This window comes from Methylobacterium sp. CCH5-D2 (assembly GCF_001556475.1).
Classification (GTDB): domain Bacteria; phylum Pseudomonadota; class Alphaproteobacteria; order Rhizobiales; family Beijerinckiaceae; genus Methylobacterium; species Methylobacterium hispanicum.
Window position 1 is genome coordinate 1 of sequence record NZ_LSIX01000423.1, and the last position, 18080, is coordinate 18080.

Below are 18080 nucleotides of genomic sequence, written 5' to 3' on the forward strand. Positions count from 1 at the left end.
GCCCAGAGAAGCGTCCTCCACCATCCATCGGACGAGCTCACCGAATCCGTAGCCCGCATGGGCCGCCAACTCCGGCACAAGGCTCGTCTGGGTCATACCGGGTTGCGTGTTGACCTCGAGCACGACGAGGGCACCGGTGCCTCCCGGTGTATCGTCGTAGCGAAGGTCCGCACGGCTGACGCCCCGGCAGCCCAGTGCTTGATGCGCCGTTAACGCCAACTCTTGGACACGCTGGTAAACATTTGGTTTAAGCTCCGCCGGGAGGACGTGGATCGACCCCCCCTCGGCGTACTTGGCGTCGAAGTCGTACCACTCGCCCGATGCGGGCTTGATCTCGATGACCCCGAGGGCCCGGTCGCCCATCACCGCGCAGGTCAGCTCGCGGCCCGCAATGTAAGTCTCCGCAAGGACTTCCTCTCCGTAGGTCCACGCGTCCGAGGCCAGGATCTGGGGCGGGTGCGAGCGTCCGTCGCGCACGATGATGACGCCGACCGAGGAGCCCTCCGAGACCGGCTTCACGACGTAGGGAGGCGGCAAAGGGTGTGACTTGGCGGCCACGTGACGGTTAACGACGCGGCCCTCCGGCACGGCGACGCCGGCCGCCCGCATGACCACTTTGGCACGCTCCTTGTGCATGGCGAGCGCCGAGGCCAGCACGCCGGAATGCGTGTAGGGGATCTTCAGGATCTCCAGCAGGCCCTGGATCGTGCCGTCCTCGCCGGCCGGGCCGTGCAGGGCGTTGAAGGCGACGTCCGGGCGAAGATCCGCGAGCACGGCGGCGATGTCGGCCCCGACATCGACGCGGGTGACGCGGTAGCCCTCGCCTTCCAGCGCCCCCGCGCAGGCGTTGCCGGAACTGAGCGAGACGACGCGCTCGCTGGAGGTGCCTCCCATGAGGACGGCGACGTGCTTGGGCATGGGGGCACCTCGTGCTTCGGGTCTCGGAAAGGATCTCAGGCGCGGCCGATCAGCGAGCGGACGCGGTCGAACAGATGCTCGGCGGCGGCGGGATCGAGGTCGCCGGCCCGCCGGACGACCCGCGATCCGTCGATGCAGGCGATCTTCAGCGGGCGCACCACCGACGGCTTGGCAAGCCCGGCGCGGGCCAGATCCGCGATCGGCAGGTCGTCCGCCATCGGCGCGTTGCGCGCGCTCGTGATCATGGCGATCCAGACGAAGCCCGCCGCCGCGACGGACGCGTTCGAGATCACGACCGCGGGTCGCCGCTTCTCCGCCAAGCGATCCGCGTAGGGAAACGGGATGATCACGACGGCCCCCGCGCCGAGTGCGGGCTCAGAGGTCGGCATAGTCTTCGTCGTCGATCGGGCCAGCCCACTCGGTGAAGGCGACCAGCGGATCCTCACCCTCGGGGGGCGCCTTCTCGATCAGGACGCCGCGCGGCGTGAGGAGATAACGGAGGCGGTCGCCCGGGCGGAGGTCCAGGCGCTCGCGCACCTCCGCGGGGATCACGGTCTGGCTCTTCACCGACACCTTCGAGTAGGCCTTGGCCGTCCCGCTCACCGCCCACTCCCGTAGCTGAACGCGCCTTACGTCTTACGCCTTACCAATCGGGGCGTCGATGCCGATCCGCTTGATCTCCCAGTGCAGCTCGACGCCCGAGGTCTCGCGCACGCGGCGGCGGACCTCCTCGCCGAGCGCCTCGATGTCGGCCGCGCTGGCGTTGTCGCGGTTGATCAGGAAGTTGCAGTGCATCTCGCTGACCTGCGCGCCGCCGAGCGCGAGGCCCCGGCAGCCGGCCTGGTCGACGAGCTGCCAGGCCTTGGCCCCGGGCGGGTTCTTGAAGGTCGAGCCGCCGGTCCGCTCGCGGATCGGCTGGGCGGCCTCGCGCGCGGCGGTGACCCGGTCCATCTCGGCCTCGATCGCGGTGCGCTCGCCCGGTCGGCCGCGGAACAGGGCGCTCGTGAAGATCACGTCCTCGGGCGCCGTGCTGTGCCGATAGGTGAAGCCCATCTCGGCATGGGTGAAGCTACGCAGGTTGCCCCGGCGATCGACGCCCCTTGCCTCGACCAGCACGTCGGTGGTCTCGCCGCCGTGGGCTCCCGCGTTCATGCGCAGCGCCCCCCCGACCGAGCCCGGGATGCCGCGGAAGAAGGCGAGCCCGTCGAGCCCGGCCTCGGCCGCGGCCTTGGCGAGCCGCATGTCGGGCACGGCGGTGCCGACGCGCAGCCTGTCGCCGTCGATGTCGATCCCGCCGAAGGCCCGGCCGCCGAGGCGCACCACCACGCCCGGCACGCCACCGTCGCGCACGATGAGATTCGAGCCGAGGCCGATCACGGTCACCGGCACGGCCGGGTCGAGGACGGCGAGCAGTCGGGCGAGGTCTTCCTCGTCCGCCGGCGTGAATAGAACCTCGGCCGGTCCGCCGACGCGGAACCACGTGAGGTCGGCGAGCGGCTGGTTCGCCAGCAGGCGACCGCGCAGGCCGGGCGCCGCGGCGCGGATGGAATCGTGGAGCTGTGTGGTCATGCTATGCTTCGCGCCGGCCGAACCGGTTGCGTGAGGGGAGCGCGGCGGAATGAGCGCCGGAATGGGCAAGGAGCTTGTCTTCACCCGCGCCGCTGCACGGGCCCTGACCCGGATGCCGCGCGACAGCGAGGATCTGATCCGCCGGAAGCTGAAGCAGTACGCCGACGATCCGGCGAGCCTCGCCAACAACGTTCGGGCCCTGAAGGGCGAGGGCGAGCGCTACCGACTGCGTGTCGGCGACTGGCGCGCGGTCTTCACGAGCGAGCCGGATCGGATCATTGTCCACGTGGTCGGGCCGCGCGGCTCGATCTACGATTAGGATTGCGCCTGTGACCATCGTCAGAACGAGGACGCCCTCCGGCGAGGCGATCGTAATCCTACCGGAGGCCGAGTTCGAGCGCCTGCGGGAACTGGCGGAGGACACCCTGGACGCTCGCCTCGTGGACGCTTCGCAGGAGCGGCTGCGGGCCGGCACGGAGGAGTTGCTGAGCGAGGCCGACCTCGACGCCCTGCGTGCCGCGCCGAGCCCCCTCGCCTTCTGGCGGGCACGCCGTGGCGCCTCGGTTGCCCGGCTGGCGCAGGTATGCGCCCTCGACGAGGACGAGATCTCGGCTCTGGAGCGGGGCGTAGGCACGGCCGAGCCCGCGATCTACGAGCGGCTCGCACGGGTCCTCGACGTCGACGTCGAGGACCTCGTGCCGGAGGCGGCCTGAGCGGCGCGCATCCCCCTCACCGCTTCCGCGCGGCGAGCTCGCCCGGCAGCGCGTAGGCCCACTGGGTGATGTTGCCGGCGCCCAGGCACACCACGTAGTCGCCGGGCTTGGCGAGCTCCGCGACGATGCCGGCCAGATCCTCCGGTCGCTCCAGCGCCCGCGCGTCGCGGTGGCCGCGGGAGCGCAGGCCCGCGACCAGCCCATCGCGGTCGATGCCCTCGATCGGCTGCTCGCCCGCCGCGTAGACGGGGGCGACGATCACCGTGTCGGCGTCGTTGAAGCAGGTGCAGAAATCGTCGAACAGCGACTGCAGCCGCGAGTAGCGGTGCGGCTGCACGATCGCGATCACGCCCGCATCCGTCGAGGCGCGGGCTGCCTTGAGCACCGCCTTGATCTCAACCGGATGGTGCCCGTAATCGTCGAAGATCGCCGCGCCGTTCCACTCGCCCGTGCGGGTGAAGCGCCGCTTGACGCCGCCGAAGCCCGCGAGCGCCTGGCGGATCGCCTCGGGCTTCACGCCGAGCTCGTGCGCCACGGCGAGCGCCGCGGTGGCGTTGAGCGCGTTGTGCTTGCCGGGCATCGGCAGGACGAGATCCTCCATCTCCATCCGGTAGCCCGGGCGGCGGTCGCGGATCATCACTCGGAAGCGGCTCTGGCCGCCGCGCAGGTCCACGTCGATCAGGCGCACGTCGGCCTGCGGGTTCTCGCCGTAAGTGATGATGCGCCGGTCCTCGATATGGCCGACGAGGTCCTGCACGACGGGATGATCGATGCACATCACCGCGAAGCCGTAGAACGGGATGTTGTCGATGAAGCGCCGGAAGGCGTCCTTCACCGCCTCGAACGAGCCGAAATGGTCGAGGTGCTCGGGGTCGATGTTGGTGACGATGGCGACATCCGCGGGCAGCTTCAGGAAGGTGCCGTCGGATTCATCCGCCTCCACCACCATCCACTCGCCCTCGCCCATGCGGGCGTTGGTGCCGTAGGCATTGATGATGCCGCCGTTGATGACGGTCGGGTCGAGATTGCCGGCGTCGAGCAGCGTCGCGACGAGCGAGGTCGTCGTGGTCTTGCCGTGGGTGCCGGCGATCGCCACGCAGGACTTGAAGCGCATCAACTCGGCCAGCATCTCGGCGCGGCGCACCACCGGCAGGCGGCGCTCGCGGGCGGCCTGCAGCTCCGGGTTGTCGCGGCGGATCGCGGTCGAAACGACGACGAGGGCGGCCTCCTCGACGTTCCTGGCGTCGTGGCCCACGAAGGTGCGCATGCCCTGGTCGGCGAGCCGGCGCACGTTCGCGTTGTCGTTCGCGTCCGAGCCCTGAACCGTGTAGCCGAGATTGTGCATCACCTCGGCGATGCCGGACATGCCGATGCCGCCGATGCCGATGAAGTGGATGGGGCCGAGCTTGTCGGGCAGCTTCATGGGTCGAACCGTGGTGTCTGCGGACCCGTGAGAGTCCGGGAGAATCAGGTGCGGGCCGCCGTCTCGACGACGACCGTGGCGAGCCGCTCGGCGGCGTCGTGAATGCCCGCGCTTTTGGCCGCCTCGGCCGCCCGGGTCAATTTTTCGGGATTCTCGAAGGCCTCGACGAGCTCCGCCGTCAGCCGATCCGGCGTGAAGGCGGTCTGCGGCAGGGCGAGCGCCGCGCCGATCCGGCCGAGCGTCTCCGCGTTCGCCGCCTGGTCCTGGTCGAGCGCTCCGGGCAGCGGCACGAGGATCGACGGGCGGCCGATGGCTGCGAGTTCCGAGACCGTCGAGGCGCCCGAGCGCGAGACCACGAGATGGCTCGCGGCCATGCGGCCCGGCAGGTCCTTGAAGAAGGGCGCAGCCTCGAGGCCCCTGAGCCCCATCGCGAGATAGTCGTTCTGGACCGCGGTCAGGTCCTCGGGCCGCACCTGCTGCACGAGGTACAGGCGGGCGCGCAGATCCGCCGGCAACTGGGCGAGCGCCCTCGGCACCACCTCGCCCATCACCCGGGCGCCCTGGCTGCCGCCGAAGACGAGGAGGTGGAAGAGATCGTCGGGGCCGAGGGCCGGATAGGGCACCGTCGCGGCCTCGATCACCGCGGGGCGCAGCGGATTGCCGGTATGGATGCGCGGCGCGGTCGCCTTGTCGGGCACACCGCGCACCTCCTTGAACCCCGTCGCGATGGTGCGGGCGCCCCTGGCCAGGAACGCGTTGGCCCGGCCCATCACGGCGTTCTGCTCGTGCAGGATCGTGGGCACGCGCAGGATCTGGGCGGCCAGCATCGGCGGCACGGTCGGGTAGCCGCCGAAGCCGACGACGGCGGCCGGGTTCAGCCGTTTCACCTCCTTCGCGGCGATGCCGAAGCCGCGCCCCAGCGTCAGCACGGCACCCGCCCGCTTGACGAGGTTGCGGCCGGACGGCGTCGCCGAGGGGATGGTGACGATCTCGGAGGCCGGGAACTCGCCTTTCAGCCCCTCGACGCGCGCGTCGGTGGCGAGCGCCACCCGGATGCCGCGGGCGCGCAGCGCGTGGGCGAGGCTCTCGGCGGGGAAGAGGTGGCCGCCGGTCCCCCCTGCGCAGAGCAGGATCGTGGGGGTGAAGACCGTCACCGCATCACCCCGGCGACGGTGGCGGGCGCGGTGCCGGGCGGCTTCTGGCTGAGCATGGTCGAGCGCGGGCGCTTGCGGGTCAGCGCGATCAGGAAGCCCATGCCGAGCGCGAGCGAGATCAGCGAGGAGCCGCCGTAGGAGACGAAGGGCAGCGTCATGCCCTTGGCGGGCATCAGCTGGGTGTTCACCGCCATGTTGATGCAGGCCTGCAGGCCGAACAGGGTGGTCAGCCCCGTGATGGCCAGCCGCGTGAACGTGTCGTCGGTGCGGCGCGCGAGCTTGAGGCCGCGCAGCACGATGTAGGCGAAGAGCGCCACGAGGCCGAGGCAGACCAGCACGCCGAATTCCTCACCGGTGACCGAGAAGATGAAGTCGGTATGTGCATCGGGCAGGTGGCGCTTGGCCACCCCCTCGCCGGGGCCGGTGCCGAACCAGCCGCCCGACCAGAAGGATTGCTGCGACCAGTAGACCTGGAAGCTGTCGCCCGAATCCTTGTCGAGGAAGCGCTCGATGCGCTCGCGCACGTGGTGGAAGAAGGTGTAGGCGGCAAACACCCCGAACATGCCCGCGATGCCGATCGCCGCGACCCAGATCAGGTGCAGGCCGGCCACGAAGAACAGCGTCGACCAGACCAGCGTGATCAGCATGGTCTGCCCGAAATCGGGCTGCAGCAGCAGCGGCACGATGGTGACCGGCAGGAGCAGCATGCCGAGCGTGCCGCCCGGCATGTCGCGCCGCTGCGCGCCCTCCGAGAAGGCCCAGGCCGCCACCACCACGAAGGAGGGCTTCACGAACTCGGAGGGCTGCAGGCCGAAGGAGCCGAACTGGATCCAGCGGTGCGCGCCCTTGATCTCGGGCCCGAACTTGCTCGCGAGCAGGCAGAGCACCACGCCGAGACCCCAGGTGATCAGCGCGAGGCGGCGCACGCCGCGCAAGCTCAGGAACGAGACCGCCACGATCAGCAGGACCGTGGGGGCAAGGTACATCGCCTGCCGGTTGAGGAAGTAGAAGGTCGGCAGGCCGATGCGCTCGGCCACCGGCGGGCCGCCGCCCATCAGGAAGACGAGGCCGGCCACCATCAGGGCGCCGAGCGCCGCGAGCAGGCCGCGATCGACCGTCCACCACCAGTCCGTGAGGGGCGTGCGTTCCGCGCGGGACATCATGGCGGGCGAGGACTCCTGGGCGCGCTGGACGGGCTGCGGGCCACGGGGGATCCTGTGCCGGAATGGTAAACGCATCCTTAGGGAACCTGGCCCGGACACTTGGGGGACCGGGGCCGCACGTAACGGTTATCCCGCGTGCGAGCCCGCACGTTGCATTCCATGTTAAGAATCTGATGCAACCTTGGGTTTGGCCGACGCGGCGTCGGCCAACCGCCGTGCGGCAGGCCTCCCGTTCCCGCTCCGGCGTCGTCTCAGATCTGCGAGAAGACGGCCCATGTTCGCTGCCCGAAAGACCCTGCAGGCCCGCGCCAAGCTCGCCGCCCTCGACCGGGTGCAGGCCGTGATCGAGTTCGATCTCGACGGTCGCGTCCTCTCGGCGAACGAGAACTTCCTGGCGCTGATGGGCTACACCCTGCCGGAGATCGCGGGGCGGCACCACGAGATCTTCGTGGAGCCCGCACACCGCACCTCGCCCGAGTACAGGGCCTTCTGGCAGCGGCTGCGCGACGGGACCTTCGAGGCGGCGCAGTTCCGGCGGATCACGAAGGACGGCCGCGAGGTCTGGATCGAGGCGTCCTACAACCCGCTGATCGGCCGCGACGGCCGGCCCTACGGCGTGGTGAAGTTCGCTACCGACATCACGCGGCAGAAGCAGGAGGACGCCGACCGCGCCGGGCAGATCGCCGCGATCCGCAAGGCGCAGGCGGTGATCGCCTTCGATCTCGACGGCACGATCCTCGACGCCAACGACAACTTCCTGGCCGCCGTCGGGTATGACAGGGACGAGGTCGTGGGGCGCCACCACAGCATCTTCGTCGATCCACGCGAGCGCACGAGCCCGGACTATGCGGCGTTCTGGGCGAGCCTGCGCAGCGGCGCCTACCAGAGCGCGCAGTTCCGGCGCCTCGGCAAGGGCGGCCGCGAGATCTGGATCCAGGCGGTCTACAACCCGATCCTCGACGCGTCGGGCCGGCCCTACAAGGTGGTGAAGTTCGCCACCGACATCACCGAGCAGGTCCGCCTTCTGGGGAGCCTGCGCACGCTGATCGACAAGAACTTCGGCGAGATCGAGAGCGCCGTCACGCATTCGAGCACGGCAGCCTCGACCGCGACGCGGGCCGCCCACACGACCTCGGGCAACGTGCAGACGGTGGCGGCCGCCGCCGAGGAGCTGGCGGCCTCGGTGAGCGAGATGTCGCAGAGCATCGTGCGCTCGCAAGGGGCCACCGACAACGCCTACGCCTGCGTCCAGGCGGCGGACGGCTACACCAAGCGGCTCGCCGAGACGGCCGCCGCGATGACGGGCATCGTCGGGTTGATCCAGACGATCGCCGGGCAGATCAATCTCCTGGCGCTCAACGCGACGATCGAGGCGGCCCGCGCCGGCGAGGCGGGCCGCGGCTTCGCGGTGGTGGCCAGCGAGGTCAAGGCGCTGGCCGACCAGGCCGCGCGGGCGACGGAGCAGATCAACGCCGAGATCGGCAACGTGCAGGCGGTCTCGCAGGAGGTGGTGGGGGCGCTGGGCTCGATCCGCGGCTCGGTCTCGGTGATGCGCGAGACCGTGGTGGCGACCGCCGCGGCGATCGAGGAGCAGAGCGCGGTGACGCGCGACCTCGCCGAGAACATGCAGAGCGCGGCCGGCGCCGTCACCTCGATCACCGGCAGCATCGGCTCGATCGCCGCAGCGGTGGATCAGGTCTCGGCGGCGGTGAACACCACGCGGGACGCCGCCAAGGTGCTGGCGCGGTAGCGACGACGGACCTTCAGTCCGCGGAGGCTGCCGCGGTCACGGATCGGTAGGGGGCGAGCGCACCGCGCCTCCCTCCCCCGCAGAGGCGGGAGGGAGAGCGGCGCCCTCAGAGCACCTCCCGCACCAGCTCCCGGAAGCGGTCGCCGCGGTGCTCGAAGGAGCGGAACTGGTCGTAGGAGGCGCAGGCCGGGGAGAGCAGCACCACGGGCTCGGGCGCGCCCGACGCTTCCGCGCCCTCGGAGGCCGCCCGCACGGCGACGTCCAGCGTCTCGCAGCGGGTGTAGGGCACCGCGCCCTCCAGCGTCGCCGCGAAGGCGTCGGAGGCCGCACCGATCAGGTAGGCGTGGGCGATCCGCTCGAAATACGGCACCAGCGGGAAGATTCCGCCGTCCTTGGCCTTGCCGCCGAGGATCCAGTGGATGTCCCGGAAGGCGGTGAGCGCCTTCTCGGTGGAATCCGCGTTCGTGGCCTTCGAGTCGTTGACGAACAGGACCCGCCCGCGCCGGCCGACCTCCTCCATCCGGTGGGGCAGACCCGGGAAGGAGGCGAGGCCGGCCTGGATCGCCTCAGACGAGATGCCGAGCGCGCGGGCGACCGCCACCGCGACGGCGGCGTTCTGCCAGTTGTGTGCGCCGCGCAAGCTGCCGATGCCCGAGACGTCGGCGAGGCGGGTGTCGTCGGCGTCGAAGATTGCGGCGTCCCGGGCGATCAGCGCGTCGCCAGCCAGGGTCGCGTCGCGCGGCGAATGGACCGGGACGTGGATCCGCACCAGCCGGTCGCCCCGGCGCTCGGCGATCTCGCGGCTCGGGCGGTCGTCGATGCCGACGATCGCGAGGTCGGCGCCCCGGATCAGCCGCTCCTTGATGGCGGCGTACTGCTCCAGCGTGCCGTGCCGGTCGAGATGGTCGGGGGTGATGTTGAGCAGGACGCCGACGCTCGGAGCGAGCGAGGGCGTCAGGTCGATCTGGAACGAGGACAGCTCGATCACGTGGATGCGGTCGACCGACGGCGGCTCCAGGGAGAGGATCGCGGTGCCGATGTTGCCGCCCATCTGCACGTCGCGGCCAGCTTGCGCCAGGATGTGGGCGACGAGCGCCGTCGTGGTCGACTTGCCGTTGGTGCCGGTGATCGCGACGAAGGGCGCCTCGGGGGCGATCCTGGCGCGCTCGCGGCAGAACAGCTCGATGTCGCCGATGATCTCGACGCCCGCGCCCTCTGCCAGCCCGACGCTCCAGTGCGGCGCGGGGTGGGTCAGCGGCACGCCGGGCGCCAGCACCAGGGCGGCCATCTCCGCCCAGTCGATCCCGTGCAGGTCGGCGGTCTCGATGCCCGCTTCGCCCGCGCGCGCCACGCTTTCCGGGTTGTCGTCCCAGGCGAGCACGCGGGCGCCGCCCGCCTTGAGGGCCTTGGCGGTGGCCAGGCCGGAGCCGCCGAGGCCGAACAGGGCGACGTCGCGCTCCGCGAAGGTGGTGATGGGGGTCATGCGCGCGAAACCTCGAGATCGGCCGCGCCGGGGCGCGGCCGCCTCTCCTAGCCCCGCCGCTCGGGGCTAGGGAAGAGCGCCGCGCGCCGTTTCAGCGCAGCTTCAGCGTGGCGAGGCCGGCCAGCGCCAGGATCACGGCGATGATCCAGAAGCGGATGACGACCTGCGCCTCCTTCCAGCCCTTCTGCTCGAAGTGGTGGTGGATCGGCGCCATGCGGAAGACACGCTTTCCCGTGAGCTTGAACGAGGCGACCTGGATGATCACCGACATCATCTCCAGCACGAACAGGCCGCCGACGATCGCCAGCACGATCTCGTGCTTGGTGGCGACCGCGATGACGCCGAGGAGGCCGCCGAGTGCGAGCGAGCCGGTGTCGCCCATGAAGATCTGGGCGGGGGGCGCGTTGAACCAGAGGAAGCCGAGCCCCGCCCCGATCACGGCGCCGCACACCACGGCGAGTTCGCCCGTGTCGCGCACGTAGTTCACCTGCAGGTAGCTCGCCGTGAAGGAGTTGCCGACGAGGTAGGCGATCACCCCGAAGGTGCCGCAGGCGATCATGACGGGAACGATGGCGAGCCCGTCGAGGCCGTCGGTCATGTTCACGGAGTTGCCCGCGCCGACGATGACGAAGGCACCGAACAGCACGTAGAACCAGCCGAGGTTCAGGAGCGCGTCCTTGAAGACCGGGAAGGCGAGCTGGTTCTGCAGCGGGGCCGGTGAGAAATAGGAGATCGCCGCGCAGGCCGCGCCCGCGATGAGCGCCTCCAGCAACAGGCGGGACTTGCCGGAGAAGCCCTTGTGCGACTGCTTCGTGACCTTGAGGTAGTCGTCGTAGAAGCCGATGGCGCCGAAGCCCAGCGTCACCAGCAGCGTCACCCAGACGTAGTGGCTGCGCGGGTTCGCCCAGAGCAGGATGGCGACGACGGCACCGGCCAGGATCATCAGGCCGCCCATCGTGGGCGTGCCGCGCTTCGTCAGCAGGTGGGTCTGCGGTCCGTCCTCGCGGATCGGCTGGCCCTTCCCCTGGCGCAGGCGCAGCAGTGAGATGATCCAGGGACCGAACCAGAACACGAACAGGCCCGCCGTGAACAGCGCGCCCCCGGTCCGGAAGGTGATGTAGCGGAAGACGTTGAGGGCCGAGAGCGTGCCGCTCAGGTCCGACAGGAGATACAGCATCGGTTCAGCCGAGCCCGCTCGTTCAGGGAGGGGGCGGCCCCTTGGCCGGCCCGGGATGGGGTCAGGTGAGGGAAGCGGGCCCCTCAGGGTGTGGCGGTGCGGGGCGAATCGCGCTGCGCCGCGGCGTCCGCGTAGCGGGCTTTCAGCGCCTCGACAATCCGGCCCATGCGCATGCTGTTCGAACCCTTGACCATCAGGGCGTCGCCCGGCCGCAGGAGCTTGGCCAGCGGCTCGACGAGGTCGTCGGAGGCGCCCGCCGCGATGCCGCGGCGCCCGATGGGCAGCGCCTCGAACAGGTGGCCCATCCGGGTGCCGGCGGTGAAGACGAGGTCGATGCCGTGGGACTCGACCGCCTCGGCGAGGCCGCGGTGCTGGGTCTCGCTGGTGGGCCCGAGTTCCAGCATGTCGCCGAGCACCGCGATCCGGCGCCCGCGCGGGCCGGTCTCGATGCCGGCGAGCGTCGCCAGGGCGGCGCGGGCGGAAGCCGGGTTGGCGTTGTAGCTCTCGTCGACCAGCCAGGCCTCGCCGCCGGGGAGGTGCAGGGCGGTGCGCGCGCCGCGCCCGACCGGGGGGCTGAGCCGCGCGAGCGCCAGGGCCGCCTCCGCGAGGTCGGCCCCGAGCGCGTGGATCACCGCCAGGACACCCAGCGAGTTCATCGCCGTGTGCCGGCCGGCGGTGCCGAGCTGGTAGGTCACGGGCTGGCCCATCACCACGGCGTCGACCACCGAGAGATCGGGGCGCACCACGATGCGCAGGGCCCGCACGTCGGCCGCCTCATGCTCGCCGAAGGTGATCACTCGGCCGGCGGGCGAGGCCTGTGCGTGGGCGAGCAGCCGCGAAAAGTTCGGGTTGTCGCGGTTGATCACCGCGACGCCGCCGGGCTTCAGCCCGGAGAAGATCTCGCCCTTGGCGTCCGCGATCGCCGCGAGCGAGGGGAAGTGCTCGATATGGACGGGCTCGACCGTGGTGATCAGCGCGACGTCCGGCCGGACCTCGGCGGTCAGCGGCAGGATCTCGTGGGCGTGGTTCATGCCGATCTCGAACACGCCGTAGCGCGTCTCGGCGGGCATCCGCGCCAGGGTCAGGGGCACGCCCCAATGGTTGTTGTAGGAGGCGACGGAGGCGTGGGTCGGCCCCTGCCCCGCCAGCACGTGGCGGAGCGCCTCCTTGGTGCCGGTCTTGCCGACCGAGCCGGTGACGGCGACGACCTGCGCGCCGGTGCGGGCGCGCGCCGCCCGGCCGATCGCCCGCATGGCGTCGAGGACCGGGTCGGGTCCCTCCCCCGGCACGGCAAGGACCGGCCCGGATTGGTAAAACTCCTCCGCCCGCGCGGCCCCGACGACCGCCGCGCCCGCGCCCCTTTCCAGCGCCGCGGCGACGAAATCGTGCCCGTCGCGGGCCTCGCCGCGGATCGCGAAGAACAGGTCGCCCGGCTGGAGCGTGCGCGTATCGATCGAGGCACCGCCGATCGGGCGGGCCGCGCCGACGAGCCGCCCGCCGGTGGCGGCCTCCAGGGCTTGCGGGGTCCAGAGGTCTGTCATTTCGTACCCACGTCTTTGCCCGGTCCGCGCCTGTATCGAGACCAGTTTCATGGTGGAGCGCGGGTCCCCTCTTCCGCACGGGAGAGGGAGCGCGTTGCGCCATCCGTGCCCCGGCCCGCAGGCCTTGCTCCGCCCGCTGAGGGCGCGCCTTCCGAGCGCGGCGGCGAGAAGCCTACGCGTCCGCGATCGCGGCCCGGACCACGTCGTGGTCCGAGAACGGCAGGGTGCGATCGCCCACGATCTGGCCGGTTTCATGACCCTTGCCGGCCACCACCAGAACGTCGCCGGGGCCGAGTTCGCGCACGGCCAAGCGGATCGCCTCGGCCCGGTCACCGATCTCGGCGGCGCCGGGTGCGGCCGCCAGGATCGCGGCGCGGATCGCGGCCGGGTCCTCGCTGCGGGGGTTGTCGTCGGTCACGACGACCCGGTCGGCGAGGCGGGCCGCGATCGCGCCCATCAGCGGGCGCTTGCCGCGGTCGCGGTCGCCGCCGCAGCCGAAGACGAGGACGAGGCGGCCGCCGGCGAAAGGGCGCAGCGCCGTCAGAACGCTCTCCAGCGCCTCCGGCTTGTGGGCGTAGTCCACCAGGCACAAGGCCCCGTTGGCCTCGCCGATCCGCTCCATCCGGCCGGGCACGCCGGTCAGATGATCGAGCGCGGCGAAGACGCCGTCCGGGTCGGCGGCACCCGCCGGCGTCGCCAGGACGAGCCCGGCGGCGACGAGCGCGTTCTCGACCTGAAAGGCGCCCACGAGCGGCAGGCGCACCGTGCGGGGCCCGTGCGCGCCGTCGAGGTCGAGCGCTTGCGCGAAGCCCTCGGTGCGGGCGGCGACGAGGCGGATTGCCTCCCCGGCCCGGCCGGTGGTGCGGACCGGCCGGCCCGCCGCCTTCGCCACCGCGATCACCCGGTCGGCGAAGGGGCCGTCGGCGTTGACGATCGCGGGGCGGCCTTCCGGCAGCAGGGTGTCGAACAGCCGGAGCTTGGCCGCGAGATATGATTCGATGTCGGCGTGGTAGTCGAGATGGTCGCGGCCGAGATTGGTGAAGCCGGCGGTGGTGAGCCGCACGCCGTCGAGGCGGCGCTGCTCGATTCCGTGCGAGGAGGCCTCCATGGCCAGATCCGTGACGCCCTCCTCCGCGAGACGCGCCAGGGTCTCGTGCAGCGTCACCGGGTCGGGGGTGGTCAGCGAGCCGTACTGCGCGCCGCGATTCGTCACGATCCCGACCGTGCCGAGGCTTGCCGCGTCGCGGCCGAGCCGGGACAGGATCTGGCGCACGAAATCGGCGACCGAACTCTTGCCGGCCGTGCCGGTGACCGCGACGACCGTCTCGGGCTGGCGCGGGTGGAGTGCGGCCGCCGCGAGCGCCAGCGCCCGGCGTGCGTCGGGCACCGCGATCCAGGGCGTGCCGGCCGGCAGATCGGCGGGCCGCGCGCCCTCCCCCGCGACGGCGACGGCGCCCGCGGTCGCGGCGGCCGCGGCGAAGATCCGCCCGTCCGCCTTCGTGCCCGGCACCGCGACGAAGACCGCGCCGGGCCCGGCCCGGCGGCTGTCGGCGGTGACGGCGGAGGCGGCGAGGTCGGCGACCGCCGCGTCGGCCTCCGGGAACAGGTCGCCGAGGGCCGTCATCGCCCGTCGACCTTGTCGGCGTGGTAGGCGCCGAGCTTCACCATCAGCGGGAACGGCTTCACCGGCGGCTCGAATTGCGGCGGCAGGCCGAGGATCGGCGCGACCCGCTCGATCACGCGGCCCGTCACCACGCCCGAGTTCCAGGCGGCGGTGGCGTAGCCGCCGGATTCCGGCAAGCCCTGCGGCTCGTCCATCAGGGTGACGAAGAGGTATTTCGGGTTGTTCATGGGTGCCGCCGCCATGAAGGTGGTGAAGAGGCGGTTCTTCACGTAGCGCCCGTTGATCACCTTCTCGGCCGTGCCGGTCTTGCCGCCGACGTAGTAGAGCGGGATCGAGGCCTTCTTGGCCGAGCCCTCGACGGCGTTGAGGCGCATGATGAAGCGCATCGCCTCGCTGGTGTCGGAGCGCAGCACCCGCGTGGCCTTCTCCATCGCCGCGTCGGGGGTGGTCTTCAGGAAGGTCGGCGTCATCAGGAAGCCGCCGTTGGCGATCGCCGCGACGGCCGCGGACGCCTGGAGCGGGGCTACCGCGAGGCCGTGGCCGAACGCGATGGTGATCGTGTTGATCTCGGTCCAGCGCGGCGGGATGATGGGGGCTGCCGATTCCGGCAGCTCGGTGCGCAGGCGGTCGAGCAGGCCCATCTTCTTCAGGAAGGCCTTGTGGCCGGGCACGCCGACGCCGAGCGCCATCTTGGCCGAGCCGATGTTGGAGGAGTGCGTGAACACCTCCGGCATGGTGATGACCCGGTTGGTGCCGTGGTACTCGTGGATCTTCTGACGGCCCCAGTTCAGCACGCCGCCGCGGGTGTCGAAGGTCGAGTTGACGGTGAACTTGCCCGATTCCAGCGCCATGGCGAGCGTCATCGCCTTGAAGGTCGAGCCCATCTCGTAGACGCCGACATTCATCCGGTTGATCCGGTCGGGCGAGAGCGCGTCCTTCGGGTCATTCGGGTCGAAATCCGGCATCGAGACCAGGGCGATCACCTCGCCGGTGGTCACGTCGAGGATCATCGAGGCGCCGGCCTTGGCCTTGAAGTGGTCGATGCCCCAGGCGAGCTCGTCGCGCACCGCGAACTGGGCGCGCAGGTCGAGCGAGAGCTGGACCGGCTTCAGGTCGGTCTGCTTGGCGACGAAGCCGAACTCGTTGAGGGCCTTGTTCCCTTGCGTGTCGATGTACTTCTCGATGCCCGCGATGCCGATGTTGTCGAGGTTCGTCGCGCCGATGATGTGGGCGGCCGCGACCCCGTTCGGGTAGACGCGCTTGTGGTCGGGCAGGAAGCCGATGCCCGGGATGCCCAGGCGGTGGACCTCGGCCTGCTGCTTCGGGGTCAGCTCGCGCTTCACCCAGATGAAGCCTGGATCGGTCTTGCCGCGGCGCTTCAGCCACTCCTTCTTGTCCTCGATCTTCTTGCGCAGGTCGCCGGCGTTCAGCTCGGGCAGCACCGCGGTCAGAAGCTCGACGGCCTCGTCCACGTCGTAGATGTTGCCGGGCTCGGCGAAGACCGAGACCGTGCGGATGTCGGTGGCCAGCACCTCGCCGTTGCGATCGACGATGTCGGGCCGGATCGCGGTCGTGGCGGCGGCCGCGACCGCGTGCTCGTTGAGGCCCTTGCCCGGGAAGGCGGCGCGGTAGACCAGCTTGCCGCCGATCGCCCCGAACACGCCCAGGAAGGCGAGGCCGACGATCGCCACGCGGGTGTGCGAGCGCTCGATGGCGAGGCGGAACATCGCCCCGAGAAGGTCGGCGAGCGGTCGCTGCCGCGGGCGCAGGGCGGCGACCGCCGCGGCGAGGCGCGAGGCTTCCTCGGGCGCGACCACGGCCGCCTCCGCGTGCGCCCCGGTCGAATCGTACGCGTCCGCCGCGTGGCCCGCCTCGGGGTGCTCGGCGGGATCCTGGGCGGCCTGGACCGGGTCCAGATGTTCGGCCGCGAAGGGCTCGGCGCCCGAAGTCGGGGTGAAGCCGGGCGCGGCGGACCCGGCGTCCGTCGCCTCGGCCCGTCCGTGCGCGTCGGGGGTGTGGTGGGCGTCATCAGGCACGGGCGCTACCTCGAAGCCGTGGTCGGCGTGCGGGTCGTGGTGACGGTGCGGGTGAGCGAGCCGGTGGTGCGCGGTTCCGGCGCCCCGCCGTCCTTCGGCGTCGCGGTCGCGGCGAGCAGGCGGCCGATCTCGTCGCCGCGCTCGGGCCGGGCCGGCAGGTCGCTGAAGCGGCCGAGATGGCTCACGCCGATCGGCTCCAGCGCGAGGTGCTTGGCAACCGCCGCCTGAAGCCGGTCGGGCCGCGTGAGCAACTGCCACTCGGCGCGCAGCACCGCGATGGCCTGCCGCTCCTTGTGCAGGGCGGTCTTCAGCTTCGAGACCTGACCGCCCTGGTAGAGCGTGTCGTACTTGATCGAGTAGGCGTAGATCGCGGACGCCACGAGGCCGCAGACCGCCAGCAGGTTGAGGAGACGGATCACCGGCGTGCACCTCCGCGCGGTTCGGGCAGGCTGGCGAGCGTGCGGATCGCGTCGAGGGGCTCGGGCGCGGGCGCCTCGGTGCGCTCGGCCGCGCGCAGCTTCGCCGAGCGGGCGCGCGGGTTGCGGGCGGTCTCGGCCTCGCCCGGCAGGACGGGCCCCTTCGTGACGAGCTGGAAGCTGCGCGCGGGCGTGCTGCCCGGGAGCGCGCCGGGCAGGTGGCGCGACCCCTGGGAGGCCCGGCCGCTGCGGGCGGCGAAGAACTGCTTGACGATGCGATCTTCCAGCGAGTGGAACGTCACCACGGCGAGCCGGCCGCCGGGCCGCAGCGCCCGCTCGGCGGCGTGGAGCGCGCGCACCAGCTCGCCCAGCTCGTCGTTGACCGCGATGCGCAGGCCCTGGAACGTGCGGGTGGCCGGGTGGATGCCGCTGCCGGGCTCGGCCCGGACGACGCCCGCCACGAGGTCGGCGAGCTGTGCCGTGGTCTCGATCCGGCCGCGGCGGCGCGCCTCGATGATCGTGCGGGCGACTGCGCGGGCGCGCCGCTCCTCGCCGTAATGGTAGATGATGTCGGCGAGCGCCGATTCCTCGGCGATGTTGACGATGTCGGCCGCGCTCGGCCCGTCCGCGCCCATGCGCATGTCGAGCGGCCCGTCGTGCCGGAAGGAGAAGCCGCGCTCGGGCTGGTCGAGCTGCATCGAGGAGACGCCGATATCGAGCACGACCCGGTCGGCCAGCCCCCCGTCGATCCGGCTCTCGCCGCTCTCGGCGAGCAGGACGTCGAGATCGCCGAAACGGCCGGGCACGAGGCGCAGGCGCCCGCAGGCCTCGGCGACGAGGCCGGCACCGGCCGCGATGGCGCTCGGGTCGCGGTCGATCGCGACGACGCGCAGGCCCGGCTCGGCCGCCAGCATGGCGCGGGTGTAGCCGCCCGCGCCGAAGGTTCCGTCCACGGCGAGCCCGGCGCCGGGCAAGGCCAGCGCCGCGATCACCTCGTCGAGCAGGACCGGAACATGGGGGGGCGCGGGGACGTGCCCGGCCGCCCGCTTCATCGCGCCCTCGCGTGGCGCGGCGTTCCGGGAATCGGTTCGACCCGCCCGCACGGGACGGCGT

17 protein-coding genes are annotated in these 18080 nt (G+C 71.6%); 3 read left to right on the forward strand and 14 right to left on the reverse strand.

Features of this window, described 5'->3' with window-relative positions; all coding sequences use genetic code 11:
- The 4 genes from AX737_RS10810 to murB form a co-directional block, all read right to left on the reverse strand.
- Positions 1 to 918: D-alanine--D-alanine ligase (locus AX737_RS10810; RefSeq protein ID WP_066921210.1), on the reverse strand; the 918-nt coding region annotated here is incomplete at its 3' end.
- Positions 919 to 953: 35 nt separating this feature from the next.
- A complete protein-coding gene (locus tag AX737_RS10815; RefSeq protein ID WP_066921212.1) occupies positions 954 to 1307 on the reverse strand; it encodes a type II toxin-antitoxin system PemK/MazF family toxin in 354 nt (117 codons plus the stop codon).
- A complete protein-coding gene (locus AX737_RS10820; protein WP_066921214.1) occupies positions 1294 to 1521 on the reverse strand; it encodes an AbrB/MazE/SpoVT family DNA-binding domain-containing protein in 228 nt (75 codons plus the stop codon). The genes AX737_RS10815 and AX737_RS10820 overlap by 14 nt, the downstream gene beginning before the upstream one ends.
- A gap of 33 nt (positions 1522 to 1554) precedes the next feature.
- Entirely contained in the window at positions 1555 to 2487 is a 933-nt protein-coding gene (gene murB, locus AX737_RS10825) for a UDP-N-acetylmuramate dehydrogenase (protein ID WP_066921216.1), read from the reverse strand.
- A 49-nt stretch (positions 2488 to 2536) separates the two neighbouring features.
- Between murB and AX737_RS10830 the strand changes: the two genes are divergently transcribed.
- Both AX737_RS10830 and AX737_RS10835 read left to right on the forward strand, forming a co-directional pair.
- Positions 2537 to 2806: a type II toxin-antitoxin system RelE/ParE family toxin gene (locus AX737_RS10830; RefSeq protein ID WP_238230586.1), complete on the forward strand. Its 270-nt coding sequence runs from the start codon at positions 2537 to 2539 to the stop codon at positions 2804 to 2806.
- A 10-nt stretch (positions 2807 to 2816) separates the two neighbouring features.
- Positions 2817 to 3200: a helix-turn-helix transcriptional regulator gene (locus tag AX737_RS10835; protein WP_066921218.1), complete on the forward strand. Its 384-nt coding sequence runs from the start codon at positions 2817 to 2819 to the stop codon at positions 3198 to 3200.
- Between the two features lie 16 nt (positions 3201 to 3216).
- Here AX737_RS10835 and murC read toward each other — a convergent pair whose 3' ends face one another.
- Genes murC through AX737_RS10850 form a run of 3 tightly spaced genes read right to left on the reverse strand, consistent with a single transcriptional unit; the run spans position 3217 to position 6940 of the window.
- Entirely contained in the window at positions 3217 to 4623 is a 1407-nt protein-coding gene (gene murC / locus AX737_RS10840) for a UDP-N-acetylmuramate--L-alanine ligase (RefSeq protein ID WP_066921219.1), read from the reverse strand.
- Between the two features lie 44 nt (positions 4624 to 4667).
- Positions 4668 to 5777, reverse strand: a complete 1110-nt coding sequence (gene murG, locus AX737_RS10845) for an undecaprenyldiphospho-muramoylpentapeptide beta-N-acetylglucosaminyltransferase (RefSeq protein ID WP_066921221.1) — start codon at positions 5775 to 5777, stop codon at positions 4668 to 4670.
- On the reverse strand, positions 5774 to 6940 hold the full coding sequence (locus AX737_RS10850) for a putative peptidoglycan glycosyltransferase FtsW (RefSeq protein WP_066921223.1): 1167 nt from the start codon (positions 6938 to 6940) through the stop codon (positions 5774 to 5776). Before AX737_RS10850 ends, murG begins: the two co-directional genes overlap by 4 nt.
- Before the next feature lie 274 nt (positions 6941 to 7214).
- On the opposite strand from AX737_RS10850, the gene AX737_RS10855 reads away from it, so the two are divergent.
- Positions 7215 to 8690, forward strand: a complete 1476-nt coding sequence (locus AX737_RS10855) for a PAS domain-containing methyl-accepting chemotaxis protein (protein WP_066921224.1) — start codon at positions 7215 to 7217, stop codon at positions 8688 to 8690.
- Positions 8691 to 8796: 106 nt separating this feature from the next.
- Here the strand turns inward: AX737_RS10855 and murD are convergent, their stop codons facing one another.
- From murD to rsmH, 7 genes are all read right to left on the reverse strand, one after another.
- Complete coding sequence (gene murD, locus AX737_RS10860) at positions 8797 to 10173, reverse strand: UDP-N-acetylmuramoyl-L-alanine--D-glutamate ligase (RefSeq protein ID WP_066921226.1); 1377 nt, start codon at positions 10171 to 10173, stop codon at positions 8797 to 8799.
- A 91-nt stretch (positions 10174 to 10264) separates the two neighbouring features.
- Positions 10265 to 11350 carry a phospho-N-acetylmuramoyl-pentapeptide-transferase gene (gene mraY / locus AX737_RS10865; protein ID WP_066921228.1) on the reverse strand — a complete coding sequence of 362 codons (1086 nt, stop codon included), beginning with the start codon at positions 11348 to 11350 and terminating at the stop codon, positions 10265 to 10267.
- A gap of 83 nt (positions 11351 to 11433) precedes the next feature.
- Positions 11434 to 12891: a UDP-N-acetylmuramoylalanyl-D-glutamyl-2,6-diaminopimelate--D-alanyl-D-alanine ligase gene (locus AX737_RS10870; RefSeq protein ID WP_066921230.1), complete on the reverse strand. Its 1458-nt coding sequence runs from the start codon at positions 12889 to 12891 to the stop codon at positions 11434 to 11436.
- 172 nt (positions 12892 to 13063) lie between these two features.
- Positions 13064 to 14515, reverse strand: a complete 1452-nt coding sequence (locus AX737_RS10875; RefSeq protein WP_066921232.1) for a UDP-N-acetylmuramoyl-L-alanyl-D-glutamate--2,6-diaminopimelate ligase — start codon at positions 14513 to 14515, stop codon at positions 13064 to 13066.
- Positions 14512 to 16431 (reverse strand): penicillin-binding protein 2, encoded by a 1920-nt coding sequence (locus AX737_RS10880; protein WP_082772987.1) that lies wholly within the window; start codon positions 16429 to 16431, stop codon positions 14512 to 14514. Before AX737_RS10880 ends, AX737_RS10875 begins: the two co-directional genes overlap by 4 nt.
- Before the next feature lie 125 nt (positions 16432 to 16556).
- Complete coding sequence (locus AX737_RS10885; protein ID WP_066921234.1) at positions 16557 to 16970, reverse strand: hypothetical protein; 414 nt, start codon at positions 16968 to 16970, stop codon at positions 16557 to 16559.
- A complete protein-coding gene (gene rsmH / locus AX737_RS10890; RefSeq protein ID WP_066921236.1) occupies positions 16967 to 18019 on the reverse strand; it encodes a 16S rRNA (cytosine(1402)-N(4))-methyltransferase RsmH in 1053 nt (350 codons plus the stop codon). Before rsmH ends, AX737_RS10885 begins: the two co-directional genes overlap by 4 nt.
- Positions 18020 to 18080 lie beyond the last annotated feature (61 nt).

Bases quoted from the DNA above. Each gene is read 5' to 3' on its own strand.
- AX737_RS10875 (WP_066921232.1), bottom strand. From the start codon at position 14,515: ATGACGGCCCTCGGCGACCTGTTCCCGGAGGCCGACGCGGCGGTCGCC.
- AX737_RS10830 (WP_238230586.1), top strand. From the start codon at position 2,537: ATGAGCGCCGGAATGGGCAAGGAGCTTGTCTTCACCCGCGCCGCTGCA.
- rsmH (WP_066921236.1), bottom strand. From the start codon at position 18,019: ATGAAGCGGGCGGCCGGGCACGTCCCCGCGCCCCCCCATGTTCCGGTC.
- AX737_RS10815 (WP_066921212.1), bottom strand. From the start codon at position 1,307: ATGCCGACCTCTGAGCCCGCACTCGGCGCGGGGGCCGTCGTGATCATC.
- AX737_RS10870 (WP_066921230.1), bottom strand. From the start codon at position 12,891: ATGACAGACCTCTGGACCCCGCAAGCCCTGGAGGCCGCCACCGGCGGG.
- murB (WP_066921216.1), bottom strand. From the start codon at position 2,487: ATGACCACACAGCTCCACGATTCCATCCGCGCCGCGGCGCCCGGCCTG.
- murC (WP_066921219.1), bottom strand. From the start codon at position 4,623: ATGAAGCTGCCCGACAAGCTCGGCCCCATCCACTTCATCGGCATCGGC.
- murD (WP_066921226.1), bottom strand. From the start codon at position 10,173: ATGACCCCCATCACCACCTTCGCGGAGCGCGACGTCGCCCTGTTCGGC.
- AX737_RS10850 (WP_066921223.1), bottom strand. From the start codon at position 6,940: ATGATGTCCCGCGCGGAACGCACGCCCCTCACGGACTGGTGGTGGACG.
- mraY (WP_066921228.1), bottom strand. From the start codon at position 11,350: ATGCTGTATCTCCTGTCGGACCTGAGCGGCACGCTCTCGGCCCTCAAC.
- AX737_RS10855 (WP_066921224.1), top strand. From the start codon at position 7,215: ATGTTCGCTGCCCGAAAGACCCTGCAGGCCCGCGCCAAGCTCGCCGCC.